Source organism: Bacillus sp. ms-22 (assembly GCF_009759805.1).
In the GTDB taxonomy this organism is placed as follows: Bacteria; Bacillota; Bacilli; order Bacillales; family Bacillaceae; genus Bacillus; species Bacillus xiamenensis.
Window position 1 is genome coordinate 1,500,647 of sequence record NZ_CP046653.1, and the last position, 14,823, is coordinate 1,515,469.

The 14,823-nt window shown below is 36.4% G+C and carries 10 protein-coding genes and 2 pseudogenes; all 12 read left to right on the forward strand.

Features of this window, described 5'->3' with window-relative positions; genetic code table 11:
- Positions 1–118: 118 nt before the first annotated feature.
- The 12 genes and pseudogenes from GPA07_RS07795 (at position 119) to GPA07_RS07845 (ending at position 14,820) form a co-directional block, all read left to right on the forward strand.
- On the forward strand, positions 119–1,276 hold the full coding sequence (locus tag GPA07_RS07795; RefSeq protein ID WP_008358462.1) for an acyl-CoA dehydrogenase family protein: 1,158 nt from the start codon (positions 119–121) through the stop codon (positions 1,274–1,276).
- A 225-nt stretch (positions 1,277–1,501) separates the two neighbouring features.
- Positions 1,502–2,196 (forward strand): annotated as a pseudogene (gene blaOXA / locus GPA07_RS07800) (class D beta-lactamase); the annotation flags it as partial.
- Positions 2,197–2,365: 169 nt separating this feature from the next.
- Positions 2,366–9,370: a DNRLRE domain-containing protein gene (locus GPA07_RS07805; protein ID WP_157292301.1), complete on the forward strand. Its 7,005-nt coding sequence runs from the start codon at positions 2,366–2,368 to the stop codon at positions 9,368–9,370.
- 39 nt (positions 9,371–9,409) lie between these two features.
- On the forward strand, positions 9,410–10,279 hold the full coding sequence (locus GPA07_RS07810) for a hypothetical protein (protein ID WP_071168877.1): 870 nt from the start codon (positions 9,410–9,412) through the stop codon (positions 10,277–10,279).
- 316 nt (positions 10,280–10,595) lie between these two features.
- A pseudogene (locus GPA07_RS19145) lies at positions 10,596–10,793 on the forward strand (hypothetical protein); the annotation flags it as partial.
- A complete protein-coding gene (locus GPA07_RS19150; protein WP_083381164.1) occupies positions 10,726–10,917 on the forward strand; it encodes a YxiG family protein in 192 nt (63 codons plus the stop codon). The pseudogene GPA07_RS19145 and the gene GPA07_RS19150, both read left to right, overlap by 68 nt.
- Before the next feature lie 380 nt (positions 10,918–11,297).
- Positions 11,298–12,056 carry an Imm26 family immunity protein gene (locus tag GPA07_RS07820; protein WP_157292303.1) on the forward strand — a complete coding sequence of 253 codons (759 nt, stop codon included), beginning with the start codon at positions 11,298–11,300 and terminating at the stop codon, positions 12,054–12,056.
- 47 nt (positions 12,057–12,103) lie between these two features.
- Entirely contained in the window at positions 12,104–12,346 is a 243-nt protein-coding gene (locus GPA07_RS07825) for a DNA-binding protein (protein ID WP_157292304.1), read from the forward strand.
- Positions 12,347–12,536: 190 nt separating this feature from the next.
- Positions 12,537–12,794, forward strand: a complete 258-nt coding sequence (locus GPA07_RS07830) for a DUF2750 domain-containing protein (protein WP_232532123.1) — start codon at positions 12,537–12,539, stop codon at positions 12,792–12,794.
- A 24-nt stretch (positions 12,795–12,818) separates the two neighbouring features.
- Positions 12,819–13,448 carry a hypothetical protein gene (locus tag GPA07_RS07835; protein ID WP_071168880.1) on the forward strand — a complete coding sequence of 210 codons (630 nt, stop codon included), beginning with the start codon at positions 12,819–12,821 and terminating at the stop codon, positions 13,446–13,448.
- A gap of 56 nt (positions 13,449–13,504) precedes the next feature.
- Positions 13,505–14,113 carry a hypothetical protein gene (locus GPA07_RS07840; protein WP_008356136.1) on the forward strand — a complete coding sequence of 203 codons (609 nt, stop codon included), beginning with the start codon at positions 13,505–13,507 and terminating at the stop codon, positions 14,111–14,113.
- Between the two features lie 23 nt (positions 14,114–14,136).
- Positions 14,137–14,820, forward strand: a complete 684-nt coding sequence (locus tag GPA07_RS07845) for a DUF7003 family protein (protein ID WP_157292305.1) — start codon at positions 14,137–14,139, stop codon at positions 14,818–14,820.
- Positions 14,821–14,823: the final 3 nt, after the last annotated feature.

Consider the following 14,823-nt stretch of genomic DNA (forward strand, 5'->3'; position numbering starts at 1 on the left):
GTACTTAATATTGATAAAATTTAACACATTAAATCCTATAAGTAAAGTGTGTTTTAATAATACCTATTGGATAAATCGGATAAGATAGATTGCGAGAAACAGAGGAGCTGGATATGTTTTGTCTAAAGCATTATTTGTCGATACAGATTTTCAAAAAAATTGGCTAAATCAACTAGAATCCCTTCGTGAGACGATCGAACAATCTGCAAAAGAACATGATGAGGGTGCCTATTTTCCTAAACAAAATATCGAATCATTAGTAGAACTGGGCTATACAACGTTGTCTCTGCCTGTTGAGTACGGGGGCGGGGGTCAATCTGTAAAGGATATGGTCCTTTTTCAAGAAACGCTAGGAAGTATGGATGGAGCAACTGCCTTATCGATCGGCTGGCATCAAGGAGTTGTTGGTGAAATTTATGAAAAGAAACTATGGAATGAGAAGCAGCTGCAATTTTTTGCTGAAGAAATCAAGAATGGGGCTCTTGTGAACCGGGCCGTCAGTGAGGCGCAGACAGGGAGTCCAACAAGAGGAGGCAAACCTGGAACAACTGCAACGAAATCAGGAGATCATTGGGTGATCAATGGCCGGAAAATATTCACAACGATGTCACCAGCACTCACATACTTTCTCGTCGGAGTATGGATCGAAGAAAAAGAAGCGATGGGCTTCTTCTTAATTCACCGTGATACAAAAGGTGTTTCTATAGAAGAAACGTGGGATGTTGTTGGCATGAGAGGAACAGAGAGCCATGATTTAATTCTAGATCAAGTGGAAGTTCCAGATGACATGTTGGTTGAAGTGCAAAAAGGACCTCGGGGCGGTACGCTGAATCCTTGGATCGCACATATCCCTTCCTGTTATTTAGGGATTGCGCAAGCGGCAAGAGACTATGCTGTTCAGTATGCCATCACCCATTCACCGAACAGTATTAGCGGAACGATTAGCGAACTGCCAAATGTCCAAACACTGATTGGCGAAATTGATTTACTACTAAAGCAAGCACGCCATGTCATCTATTCAACGACAACATTGTATGAGCAGCCAGAGAAAAGAGAGCTGTTAATCAATGAATTCGGTGCTGTGAAGCATACAGTCGTCAATCATAGTTTGCAAGTGGTCGATAAAGCCATGCGTTTAGTCGGTGCAAAAAGCTTAAGCCTTAGCTGCCCGCTTCAACGTTACTATCGAGACATTCGTGCTGGCCTTCATAACCCCCCAATGGACGATATGACGATTTCGAAAATTGCAAAGCAAGCGATTGAAGAGAAAAAATGAACGTACAATAAACAGAAAGCCGGATAAAACCGGCTTTTTTGATTGAAAAAGAGGACGAGCGGCTCTTATTTCTGATCAGTCAGCATGCTAGAATCGATTGCAATCATGAGCAAAGAGAGTGATTGTTTGCAAAAAAAGAAGATGAAATGGCTGATTGCTGGCGTGATGCTTGCAGCACTATGTATGAGCAAGCCTGCATCAAGTGAAGGAACATCTCCAAAATAGTCCGTCGATGAATTCATGAAAGAGCGGGAAGGCACATTTTTGATTCAAGAAGTAAAAGAAAAATTACCTTGGGTGTATAACTATAACAAAAAAAGAGCGAAACAGCGCTTTGCACCACAATCAACGTTTAAAATAGCAAATGCCTTAATCGAACTTCAAACTGGCGCAGTTAAAGATGAATACGATTTCAAATATTGGGACGGAGTAAAAAGAGAGAGTGATAACTGGAATAAGGACCATACACTGGTCTCTGCATGAGAGATTCAGTCGTCTGGTATTATCAAGCCATGGCGCGTGACATCGGGGAAGAACGCATGAGCCATTGGATAAACGCCATTCATTATGGGAATCAAGACATATCTGGCGGAATCGATCAATTTTGGCTAAGCAGTACGTTGCGCATTTCTCCAGTAGAACAAGTCCATTTCCTTAAACATCTATATGAAGAAAGTCTCCCATTTGACCTATTGGTTATGAGAACCGTCAAACGAATGATGATACAAGAAGAAGAGAAACACGCCACGCTATACGGAAAAACAGGCTCCGGATCAGGAATCGGCTGGTACGCAGGCTTCATCAAAAAGGAAAACAAAACCTACATCTTCGCCACAAATATAGAAGGCACCGGACTAGAAGCAAAAGAAATCACCTATCGTATTTTGAAAAAATATCATTTGGTAGAAGCATCCGTTTAGGGTGCTTTTTTTATGAGTGAATTTGGGTATATATTGATAAAAAGATGATAATTGGGTTAGTTTGAAAGAATGGTATATTTCTAGAAAAATATTGAAACATGATTTTAAATATATTATGATATATGACGTATTGTTACAAATGTTACAAATATATGATAAGGAGACCGATATGAATCTAAAAAGAAAAGTAAATTGGAAAAGAAATATTGCAGCGCTTCTAGCCTTTGTGATGCTTATATCAATGTTACCTTCTGACATTTTTGCAGAAGAACATGTAGAAAATACAAAATCAAGTCCTAACAGCATGCAAGAAACAGACGATTCAAAGACCCTTGAAATGGCAGGGATTGATGAAGCTGAAATTGGAAAAGACGGAGAAGTTCTTTCGGAAAGAACAGAAAACAGCAAACTTTTCTATGAAGGAGAGGGGGTATTTACGCAAGAAGTATATCCTGACCCAATTCATATAAAAGAGTCACCAGGTGCTGAGTGGGAGGACATCTCTCCAGAGTTAAAGTCAACTTCGAAAAAAGAAATAGAAACGGAAAATGCAAGGTTGGATTCAACCTTTCAAAAACAAATGAAGCAAGGGCTCTATGCTACATTCGAACATAAGAAGCATCAAATTGAATTTTCAATTTTAAAAGCTTCAGGAACAAACAAATCAGAAATTCGTTCCAAAGATACCTCTGCACAATTTACAGAGAACACCAACGAACTTACATACGAAGAGGTATTTCCACATATTGATTTACGATCATTTACTTTTAATGAAAATATCAAAGAAGATATTGTACTCAAACGATATGATGGCTACAATTCTTTTACATTTAAAATAAAGACAGATCTAACTGGAGAAATTGAGGAAGATGGTTCTATTAGATTTTTTGATCAGAAAAAACAGACCATTTTTCAAGTTCCAAAACCGTTTATGACCGATTCAAATCTAGATGAAAAGTCAGGCGAAGTGGCTCGATCAGAAGATGTGAGCTTTGAATTGCAAAAAGAAGATGATGGCTATTTACTTCGTGTAACTGCTGATGAGAAATGGCTCAAGGACCCTGAACGAGTTTATCCTGTGTCTATCGATCCATCGACTTCTTTATCTGTTTCATCAGACACATTCATTATGAGTGCATACCCAACAACAAACTATTCAACTTCTACGCAAAAATGGGATGCTAATCTAAAAAGTTATGTACTGAAAACCGGTTATTATGACAAAACAACTGGTACAAACTACGCATTCATGAAGTTTAATTCATTTAAACCGATTCAAAATATGAATGTAACAAAAGCGACGCTCAAAGCGTATGTTGCTCATTCATATTACGGAACGAAGGCAACGGGTCTTTGGCTGGATACAGTGAATGCAAACTATGATCATACAAAACTAACATGGAACAATAAACCAAGTTCCAAAAACATCGGTAAAGCCAACGTATATAAAGGACAATGGGCCACCTATGATGTGACATCGACCATTAAAGCTTGGAATAGCGGAACAGCTAACTATGGATTTAAATTACATGCAAATGGAAATGGACAAGACCATTGGAAAAAAATAATTTCATCAACAAACTCTACCAATAAACCAGTCATTGAAGTAACGTATACAATTCCACAAGCAAATGCCCCAACTGTAAAAGGTTTTAGTAATGGAAATGGTACAGGTTACTTAAATTTAAGTTGGAAAAAGGTGTCTGGCGCAAAAGGCTACAAAGTGTGGATATATAACGGAAAAGAGTATGAAGCCATTTCAGTTGGGAATGTGGCGTCATGGAGTACAAAAGGAAAGAATATATGGCCGACAGCGAGCGAGATTGCCGCAAAAAAATATAAACTCCATTTAGATGGAAAAGGTGGGACTGAATTAGCAGTTGATCCTTCTCCAGTTTATAAAAACTCAGGCGGCAATTATGCGACAAGTAAAAATTATTGGGTAGCTGTAAGTGCGATATTTGACCAAGGTGAAGGTGCTATGTCGGCAAAAGTAAAACCTGTTGTGCCGAATGTGGCTAGAGCAAAAGCACCTAGTACAAAAGGTTTCAATAATAATAACGCAACAGGTTACTTTGATCTCTCTTGGAATCCAGTTTCTGGTGCAACCGGATATAAAATTCAAATGTTTAACGGAAAAAGCTATGAGACATTGGATCTCGGGAATCAAACATCTTGGTCAACAAAAGGGAAAAAAGTCTGGCCGACAGCTGCTGAGATTAAAGCAGGTAAATATGCATTGCACCTGCAAGATGGAAAAGGTGCAGAGCTTCCAATTCATCCTGGTGCGACTTATAAAAATGCTGGAGGAGATGCGTCTCAAAAACATTATTCCTTCAGAGTGATTGCCTACAATAAAGATGGAGAAGCCATTGCTTCGCCGCCAGCTGGACCAACTTTACCTGATCTATCTAGACCGAAAGCTTTATCTGGATATGCTTATACCAATACAAAAGAGAGCCAAACTGGTTACATCAATTTACATTGGGACAAAGTGAAAAATGCAAAAGGGTATAAAATCAATATCTATAATGGTAAGGCATATCAATCATTTGATGTGGGTGATGTCGATCATTGGACGACACAAAACAAGAACATCTGGCCAACTCCTGATGAAATTAAAAATGGAAAATATGTACTCCATACTGATGGTAAGGGAGGGGAACTAGCACTAGATCCTTCACCCGTATATGAAAATGCGAATGGAAATTACAAAGGACGCAAGAACTACTCCTTTACTCTTTCCGCCTACGATGCAAATGGAGAAACCATTCCGACACCAGCCTTTAACCCGACATTCCATGAAGGTGTAGAATTCCTTGGAACAGAGGATTATTGGTCGATTATTGATATACCAGACGGCCAGCTCAATGGTGCAACTGGTAATATGATTGTCAGTGAAGAAGAAATGTCGATTGATGGAAGAGGACCGGGACTAGGAATTGGCAGAACGTACAACAGTTTAGATGCAGCTGACCATCTGTTTGGTCAAGGGTGGTACGCAGATGTAGAAACAAGCATCACGCCAACAAAAGAAGGTGCCATCTATCTTGATGAGGACGCCACAACTCATGTTTTTACAAAAAAAGCAGATGGTACGTATCAACCACCAACAGGTATTTTCCTTGAATTAACGGAATCAAAAGATGAATACATGTTAAAAACGAAGGATCAAACCTTTGCGCACTTTAGTAAAAATGGTGGGAAGATCACTAAGATTGTAGATGGACATAAAAATACAACGACATACGAATATAACGAAAACAATCAGCTCACATCAATAGAAGATGCATCTGGACGAAAAATAACAATCGAATATGATGCAGATGGTCATATCATCTCGGTTCAAGGACCAAAAGGGAAAAAGCTTTCATATGAGTACGATGCAGGCCTACTAGTGAAAGTCATTGACTCAGATGGAACGAGCATCTCGTATGAATACGACAAAGAAGGCAAATTGATTAAACAATTTTCTCAAAACAGCACAGAAGATCAGCCTGTTTTTACAGAATACCAATATGAAAATCACCGTTTAGTCAAAGCAATCAATGCAAAAAAAGAAACCTTTGAGTATGCATATGATATGTCTAAAAAGACACTCATGCTAACGCAGCCAAACGGCCGAAAAATACAGTATACGTACAACGAAGCAGCTAATCCAATTCAAGTAGTAGATGATGCGGAAGGGCTTAAAATCACCACTAAAACGAAATATGAAGGCAACCAAATCGTAGAAGAAACTGACCCCAATGATGTAGAAAAAGGAAAAGCTACAGAAAGCTATTCGTATGACAAAAATGGCAACGTCATTCAGGCAAAGGATGCTTACGGCACAGAAACCTACGAATATAACAAAAACAATGACGTCACTAAAGTGAAAGATACAGAAGGAGATATCACAGATATCGCCTACGATGGGTTAAATGCTGTATCTGAAACGGATCAAAGTGGAAATATGTCTTCAGCAAGTATTTATGATTCTTACGGGAATTTGGTACAAACGAGTAAAGAACTTGCTGCAGCTGCGAGTATATTAAAAAATGGTAGCTTTGAAGATACGTTAACTGGCTGGAAGCTTACAGCATCTAAGGATGATGGGAAGTTAGCGCAAACAGCTGGAAAAAGTGGTGCTTTGTCTGGTAGTAAAGTATTAGAGATCAGTTCACAATCGACAACTGAAGGAACTGAACTTGGCTATTCTTCGGCTACTCAAGAAGTGACACTAGAGCCAAATACAACGTATACACTTAGTGGAAAAATAAAGACTGAGCTAACGAAAGCAAGAGCATTTTTTAACATCGATTTAAGAGATACAAACAACAAGCGAATTCAATGGATCAGTAACGGCTACAGCACATTATCAGGCAAAAATGATTGGACAAAGCGTCAAGTCACGTTTACGACGCCATCTCATGCAGGTAAAGCTGTGATCTATATGGAAGTGGATCATCGAGATAAAGCTGGAAAAGGAAAAGCCTGGTTCGATGAGATTCAACTGGAAAAAGGCGAAGTTTCTTCAAGTTATAATCCAGTCAAAAATAATTCCTTTACGGATAAAACAACAGGTTGGAGTGGAACAGGTGGTTCATTAGATAATGAAGAAGGCTTTAACGATGACGTTTCGTTAAAAATGACTAGAACTTCTTCATCTCAAGCGAATGTCATCTATAAACAATCTGTCCCAATTGAGCAAAGTACGAATGATCAACCTGTGTATGTCACACTGACTGGGATGTCTAAGGCTGAAAATGTCAAAGTATCAAATGAAAATGATTACTCACTTCAAGCGTCCGTTACGTATACAGATGGCACAACAGGAACGTTTAATGCGAAATTCCCAACTGGTACACAAGAGTGGAACCGAGCGGCGGTTGTCATACCAAAAACAAAACCGTTGAAAAAAGTCGACGTTCAGATCGTTTTCCAAAAAAGCGCGACTGGAACGGCTTGGTTTGATGATATCCGCCTAGTAGAAGGTAGCCTGTTAACGAAAACCACTTACGACGAGAAGGGAAATTATGCTGTTAAAGAAGAGGATGAGCTTGGTTACTCATCTCAATCTACCTACGATGAAACGGGCAAAAAGCTTTCTGAAACAGATGCGAAAGGCGAAAAAACAACATTTGAATACGACCAAGCCGATCAGCTGAAGAAAATCACTTTATCTAACGGGACATCCATCGTGAGAACCTACGATAAAGAGGGAAATGAACGGTCGAAAACTATTCGTGCTGATTCAGATCAGACGTATCAATTTGAATACGACCTGATGGGTAAATTGACAAAAACGATTGATCCATTAGGGAATGTGTTGAAAAGTGAATATGATGCAAATAGCAACTTAATCAAAACCATTTCTGCCAATGGACATGAAGTTTCTCTCACGTATGATGGAACAGACAGAGTGAAATCAAAGTCATATAATGGAACAGAAAAATATCACTTTAGCTATGATAAAAATGGAAACGAAACAACGGTAGTCAATAAAGAACAAAACACAACCAAAAATCGAACGTTTGACCAACAAAACCGTATGACAAAGTTAACGGAGCGAGGCAGTAGCCAAACTTGGACGTATCCAACCGATTCAGATAAACTGAAATCCTTTGAGTGGACACACGGAAATCAAAAAGGGACGAACCAATTCAGTTACAATAAGCTTGATCAAATGACGCAGATGAAGGATTCGAGTTCTACGTATTCGTTTGATTATGATGAAAATGGAAATGTCCAGTCCTTTATTACAGGTAACGGCAGTGGTGCTAGCTTTGCATATGATGAACGTAATTTAATCAACGAATTGCATATTGGAACAAACCAAGGGACTACGATTTTAAACGAAGCCTACGAATATGATCAAAATGGAAACAGAATAACTGTTGATCAAGGCATTAACGGGAAGATTCGTTATGAGTATGGAAAATTAGATCAATTGATCAAAGAAACTCATCCAGATGGCACGGTCATTGAGTACACATATGATGGATTTGGGAATAGAAAAACAGTTACGACAGAAAAAAATGGTGTAAAGAAAACAATCAACGCATCATTTAACATCATGAACCAACTAACAAAGGTAAATGATGAGACCTTGACTTATGACAAAAATGGCAATCGAACGTCTGACGGCCAATTCCTTTATGAATGGGATGCAGAAGATAACATAAAAGCCATCACAAAAAAAGGGGAAGACAAGCCATTTGTCACTTACAAATATGATGAGCGTGGATACAGAATTCAAAAAACAGTGAATGGGAAAGTCACCAATTACTTTTATGACGGCGACAGCCTGAATGTTTTATACGAAACAGATGGAGACAACGAAGTCACAAAAGCATACACATACGGTGACAGTGGACAACTCCTTGCATTCACGCAAAATGGAAACAAATATTTCTATCACTACAATGCACATGGTGATGTCATGGCCATCACAAATAGTGCAGGAAAAATCGTTGCTGAGTACGAATACGATACATGGGGCGTTCCAACTAAAGTAAAAGAAGATGAAGAAGTAAAAGGAAACCCATATCGCTATGCTGGCTACCGCTTCGACGAAGAAACAGGACTGTACTATTTAATCGCCCGCTACTATGAACCAAAAAATGGCGTATTCCTATCACTTGACCCAGACCCAGGAAGCGATGGAGATTCACTAGATCAAAACGGATATACCTATGGAAACAACAACCCAGTCATGAATGTAGACCCAGACGGCCATTGGGTATGGTTTGTTGTCAATGCAGGATTTGCGGTATATGATGGATACAAAGCACATAAATCAGGGAAAGATTGGAAAGGTGTAGCGGCTGCAACCGTATCAGGATTTTTGGGTGGTGGAAAATTAAAGGGAGCGAAAAGGGTTTATAATTTTGCGAAACCTTCTAAAAAATCTAATATTAACTGGCGACATATAAAACAAGAGCATGGTCCAAAATCTAAAGCTAAAATGCCTAATAAAAGACCTAAAAGTAAATTCAAAAGTTCAAAAACTTTAAAGAGAACTACTAGGGCGACTGCTAGAAAAAAACCAGCATACACTCAAGCAGATGGGAGAACAGTTCATTTTAAGGTGTTTAAAAAACCAGTAGGAAGAAATACAAAAGGTAAATTGACTAGAAAAGTAAAGGTAGTAAAATCAGGAGACTATGTTGTGACAAGTTATCCGTATTGATCTTTAAATCTTACTATTAAAAATAGAAATGAGGATAGTATGCAGGAAATTTATTTTAAAAAACTTAATCTGGATATTAATGAGAGAGAACTTAGTTGTTTTAGCTTAAACGAAGAGTATTTAGTATTTGTTCTACAAAAGGAAGTTGACGCGAATAAATATGTTAATAATTTATATGTTTACCATATTAGTGAACAGGAGTTACACTATGAGTATAGTGTAACTACGATTGATCAGATTACCTCTGTACTAAAGTGTAAAGATGATTATCTTTTGATTTTTGATAGAGAATATGAAGATGGTATTATTGATGAGACTCCAAATGTATATTTTTGGAATCCTATAAAGGGATTTTATAAATCATTTTATGCTGGACGTTATATCAATTCTATTAAGATAGACAACGATCAAAATATTTGGGTAGGCTATGATGAAATGGGAATTTTCTCGATGATCGATGGAGAATTAAGTGAAAAGGGATTTAATAGGTTTGATTCTACTTTTAGAATCAAACCAGTATTAGATAAAGAAAAGCCTCATCCAATTGATCACTATTATGATTCATTTGTAACTGGATCATATGTATATCTCTACTTTAGTGTATTAGGTGAAAAAATATTTAAAAAAATAGATTTAGTATCAGATAAATTTGTTGAAACTAGAAAAATAGATTTAGATTTGACTGCTATTTGTGAACATAAATCAAGTTTATATCTTTTTATAAGGGACCCCCTTAACTATGAAATCAGTAAAGCTTTTAAAACGAATGATTTTGTAAATTATTTTGATTTAAGTCTATTAGATTTGCAAACTAATGAAAAAATAGTATTCACCGATATAACATCACATAATAATATTATTGCTGGATTAGATGAATATAATAATATTTATATTGGAAAGATATCTTAGGATTATAGATTACAAATCTAACTATAATTATCAACTTTAATTTAACAAAACCTCTTTTCTTTAGAAAAGAGGTTTTGTTATAAATTTAGATTAATAAAAACAATGGTAAGAAAAATACGCAACTCAATTTTAATCTAGTGATTCTTAGTTTTGCGAGGACTCGAAATAACTAAAAATACTGAAAATATAAGTGAGAAAAGAAAGCAATGCTTCAAAAAGAAAGGAAGAAATGATTATTCATACTAGATAAGTCTTTTCTAATAAAGAGTTTCCACTATTAGATAACGAGAACTTTGATTTTGCCAAAGTAAAGCTTTCTCTATTTACTAGAGAGGAAAATTGGTTGTTCAAGATTCAATTATTCGGTTTATCGAAGTTAAAACCGGCTATTGATTCTTTTGAGATGGGTCATGAGTTGAATAATGGTCCAATCAATTTTCTGTTGGATGAGCTTTTTGATTTCGTGGATCAGCATCAGTTACCATCCTCATCCTCATGGGATAGGGAACCTTAAAAATAAACAACTTGAAGAATTTGATTCACATGCAAACTTTATATTTAACATAGATTGTATGTTATTCGCGATAGAATCGAAAAAAGTATGTTTCGACTCACAGGAATTTATTTGCAGTGTATAGGAAGATCTCATTAGTGTCTAAATCAGAATTAAAAACATTGAGAGAATGGGGAGAGGGCCATGAAAATCAGCGGGGATAAACAAGGCTTATTCGATGAATTAAAGAAACGTTATCAATACTTATTAGATTCTAGTTATCCAGATGATATCGTCTCTTTTGAAGAAGATACTGTTATATGGTCCGATAATTTTATTTATTGCACTTGTTGCGGGAGCTCGAGTCTTGTTATCGATCATAAACGAATACCGAAAAAACAGTTAAACTTTATGGTGGAAAGAAAAAGCTTCGAAATAAAATAAGACCAATTAGTAAAAAGAACAAAAAGTATAAATATTACTTGTCGGAATCAAGAAAACATAGATAAGGAGTGTATGCTTTCAATGGGTTTTTGGGAAGAAGAACATAAGAAAAAAAATATCATAATTGGTGATGATGGATTAGATATTTTTGAAGAAGCGATTGAACAATTCTATGAAATGACTGAGGAACATTTGAAGAGAAAGCCAACGATTGATGAGATGCTTTTGACAATTATGATGGCTTTAAACAATGGAGGGAGTCACTATTTTGATGATTTAAACGACAAAGAAGTAACGGATATTAAAATAACAACTAAAAAAGTAAAAACTTTAAGTAAAGTAGAACCAGGAGCTATATTTGAACTCCCATTAAAAGAAGTTGGGAAATTGAGCTATGCTTTGATCATTGCGGGTGAGGGGAAAAATCAATATGATGATATTTTAATCCAATACTATGATTTGTTTGTTGATGAAAGAATAGAAAAAAATGAATTAAAACAATTGATGAAAAAAGAGAATGAACTATTTGTTGCAAATACAGGTCTGACAGGCTTTTTAAATGGTTCATGGAATGTCATCACAAAAATAAATCAAGATTTTATAAAAGAAGAGAATCTTCAAAATCTGAAATTCGTGGAATACCGAGATGGAAATTATTACGTAAGCAAGGGGAAAGAAGGTCACAATGCACCTGTTATGGACTTAGAGGTTGCTGACCCAAAAACGGCTAAAATGATATTTAACCCGATTGGTATGCTTGGCGAATACACTATTATAAGCATTCTTTCATTATATTTTAAAGGTATGTCAATGGAGGATATTATTAAATATGAAATATAGGCAGTTTACAGCGCAAAATAAGTTTTGAAAAAGGAATGGTGTAATAAATGGCTGAACCAAAAATGCTAGACTGTTTAAATAAAATACGAAATGTCTTAAAGGGGACGATCACAAGAGAACAAGTGTCTGATTGGGCTGAAATTTACGTTTCTGCAGACGATCCAAAAATAGACGATGATCAAGTTTGGGATATGCTGATTCTTTTAAGTGGAATTGATTTGAAAGATTCACCTAATTCTTACTTACATTCTGTAGATGATTTGAATGACTGGTTAGAAGAATACAAATAGTTCCTATGTATGAGCTTGCTAAATTCTTATGGTTAAGCCCATTTATAAATAAAAGGCGTGACGCAATGTCTATGCATCCGAAAGAATTAGAAACCACCATGCAATTACCTGCGACAAAGCGTTATGCCTATTTCATCAAAAGAGCGTTGATTTTGTAGAGGTTTGGTCATTAAGAAACGAGAAGGGGTGGGTGATGTCAGAGGATGAACATCGTGTACCGCAGCTTCATTTTTGGCCGACAGAGGAACATGCCGCTTATTGTGCGATCGACCAATGGGGAAAAACAGTGCCAGAAATGATTGATTTAGACGATTTCATAGAAGAGTGGCTGCCGGGAATGATAGCAGATGGAATCAATCCGTCCATTTTCTATAATCGAAATAATTCGGTGTCAATTGAAATTCAAACATTAAAAGAAGATATAGAGGAAGAATTAAAAAACTACTAGTTCGACAAGAGTGGAGGTAGTTGTTTGAAACGGCTTGAAGACTTATTTATTCGTTCAGAAAAAGAATTCAAATTCTATCAGAATTTAGTAGACCATGTGTTTGACACAAATAAAGAGCTACCACAACAAGTCTTCCGTAAGACATTTGATTGTTTTTTGTTTCAAGAGTTTGATTGGGCATTGAGTAATGATATTTTACCAACCATTAAAGAGTTATCAACTGTTACACAAGATAGAGAATTTTTAACTGCAGTACTTCAACCAGATCCAACTCAATATTATTTAAAGGAATTTGGTTATTTTAATTGGGTCAAAGCGAGTGTGAACATTTCAAGTGAGGATTATGTAAACGCACTATGGATGCACCCAAAAGGTTCCATAGCGGATAATATAATCACGAATTCGAATATAGTTGTCTGGTTAGCTCATTCTTTGCAGTGGGCGATTTGGGCAGATAGGGATATGGGAATTTGTGTAATAGGGATGATATCAACAAAAGATTCTGTGAAAAATAGGTTATTAAAAGAAGGATGGAAACGAATGGATCACCCTGTTTTAGCAAATTGGCTTGAAGGCTTATTGAAGGACCAAAAAACATTCAATGATTATTACACTCAAATGCTTTCTCATTATGCGTCATGTTACAAGCGGTGAGATGGAGTATCAACGACTAATGATAGACTTACCCGAAGATATGAAAGGAGCATAAAGTGAAACATTTGTTTATATCCGATCCAAAAGAACTTGAACATGTTCTATCGTTTGTTCATTCGCTCATTCACAGTACGAAGACATTCCCTGATCAAGTGTTGAAAACGAAAACCCCTCATTATTTATTCGAAGAATTCCATTGGTTGTTATCAGATGATGGTTGGGAAATATTAAAAGGTTTAGCTTTGAATCATCATGATGACTATATACTCATGGCTGTATTAGATGAGCAGAAGAGCATGGATGATTATTATCATGATTTTGGTTATTATCCTTGGGTGAAAGTATCGTTAAACCTCACACCAAGTGATTACCTCGATCTTTTAACGGATTATCCGATAGAGAGTGTAAATGATAGCATAATGGATATTGCTTCACGTGTGATATGGGTTTCCCCTTCTGCGAAATGGATCATTTATGGCGACAGAGGTTATGAGATAGGAGTACTAGCGATTCTTCAATTAGAACAAATGAATAAACAATTGTTAAAAACGTGGAGAATTTTAGATGAGATTGTATTAGGCTGGATTTCAGTTGTATTTCCGAATCAAAAACTTCCTGATGATTTTAAAAAAGAACTGATTCGAAATTATACAAACGTAGAATGAAATAACTTCATAAGGAGGAAGACATGAATCAAATAGACAATGTGTTATCTATACTAGATGAGTCTTTTCTAAATAAAGAGTTTCCATTATTAGATAATGTAAACTTTGATTTTGCCAAAGGGAAGCTTTCTCTATTTACTAGAGAGGAAAATTGGCTGATTACGATTCAATTATTCGGTTTATCGAAGGTAGGACCGTCTATTGATTTTTATGCGATTGGTCATGATTTAAAGAATGGATCAATCAATTTTCTACTGGATGAGCTTTTTGATTTCGTGGATCATCATCATGAAATAATAGATGATGATGAGATAGAACATGGGTTCACAAAGCATCCTTTACGAATTAGATTAAATGGAGACTATTTTCATGTTCAAATACCAGAGTCATGCCAAGCTGATGTAACAGAGGAAAATGAATGGATTACTTTGTTAAGAGAAATGGCCAAACATCGAGATTTGCTGGATTGTTTATGGATGACAGATCAAGAACAATTTGACATCGTTCAGCATGTATATGCTAAACCGCTCTATACAACTGAATCATGGTTTCATCCAGAAACGCATAGCCAACTCCCTAGTCAATCTCCTTTTTTTCAATCGGTTGCGAAGAGTTTGATCTATCAAGATCCAACATGCATTGTAAATATAAATACGAACACTGACTGGAGATTATGGTCAGATTTTGATACTGTGGAATATTTTTAGTTT

Coding starts and splice junctions, on each gene's coding strand:
- GPA07_RS07825 (WP_157292304.1), top strand. CDS start 12,104: ATGGCTGAACCAAAAATGCTAGACTGTTTAAATAAAATACGAAATGTC.
- GPA07_RS19150 (WP_083381164.1), top strand. CDS start 10,726: ATGAGCTTTTTGATTTCGTGGATCAGCATCAGTTACCATCCTCATCCT.
- GPA07_RS07805 (WP_157292301.1), top strand. CDS start 2,366: ATGAATCTAAAAAGAAAAGTAAATTGGAAAAGAAATATTGCAGCGCTT.
- GPA07_RS07845 (WP_157292305.1), top strand. CDS start 14,137: ATGAATCAAATAGACAATGTGTTATCTATACTAGATGAGTCTTTTCTA.
- GPA07_RS07820 (WP_157292303.1), top strand. CDS start 11,298: ATGGGTTTTTGGGAAGAAGAACATAAGAAAAAAAATATCATAATTGGT.
- GPA07_RS07810 (WP_071168877.1), top strand. CDS start 9,410: ATGCAGGAAATTTATTTTAAAAAACTTAATCTGGATATTAATGAGAGA.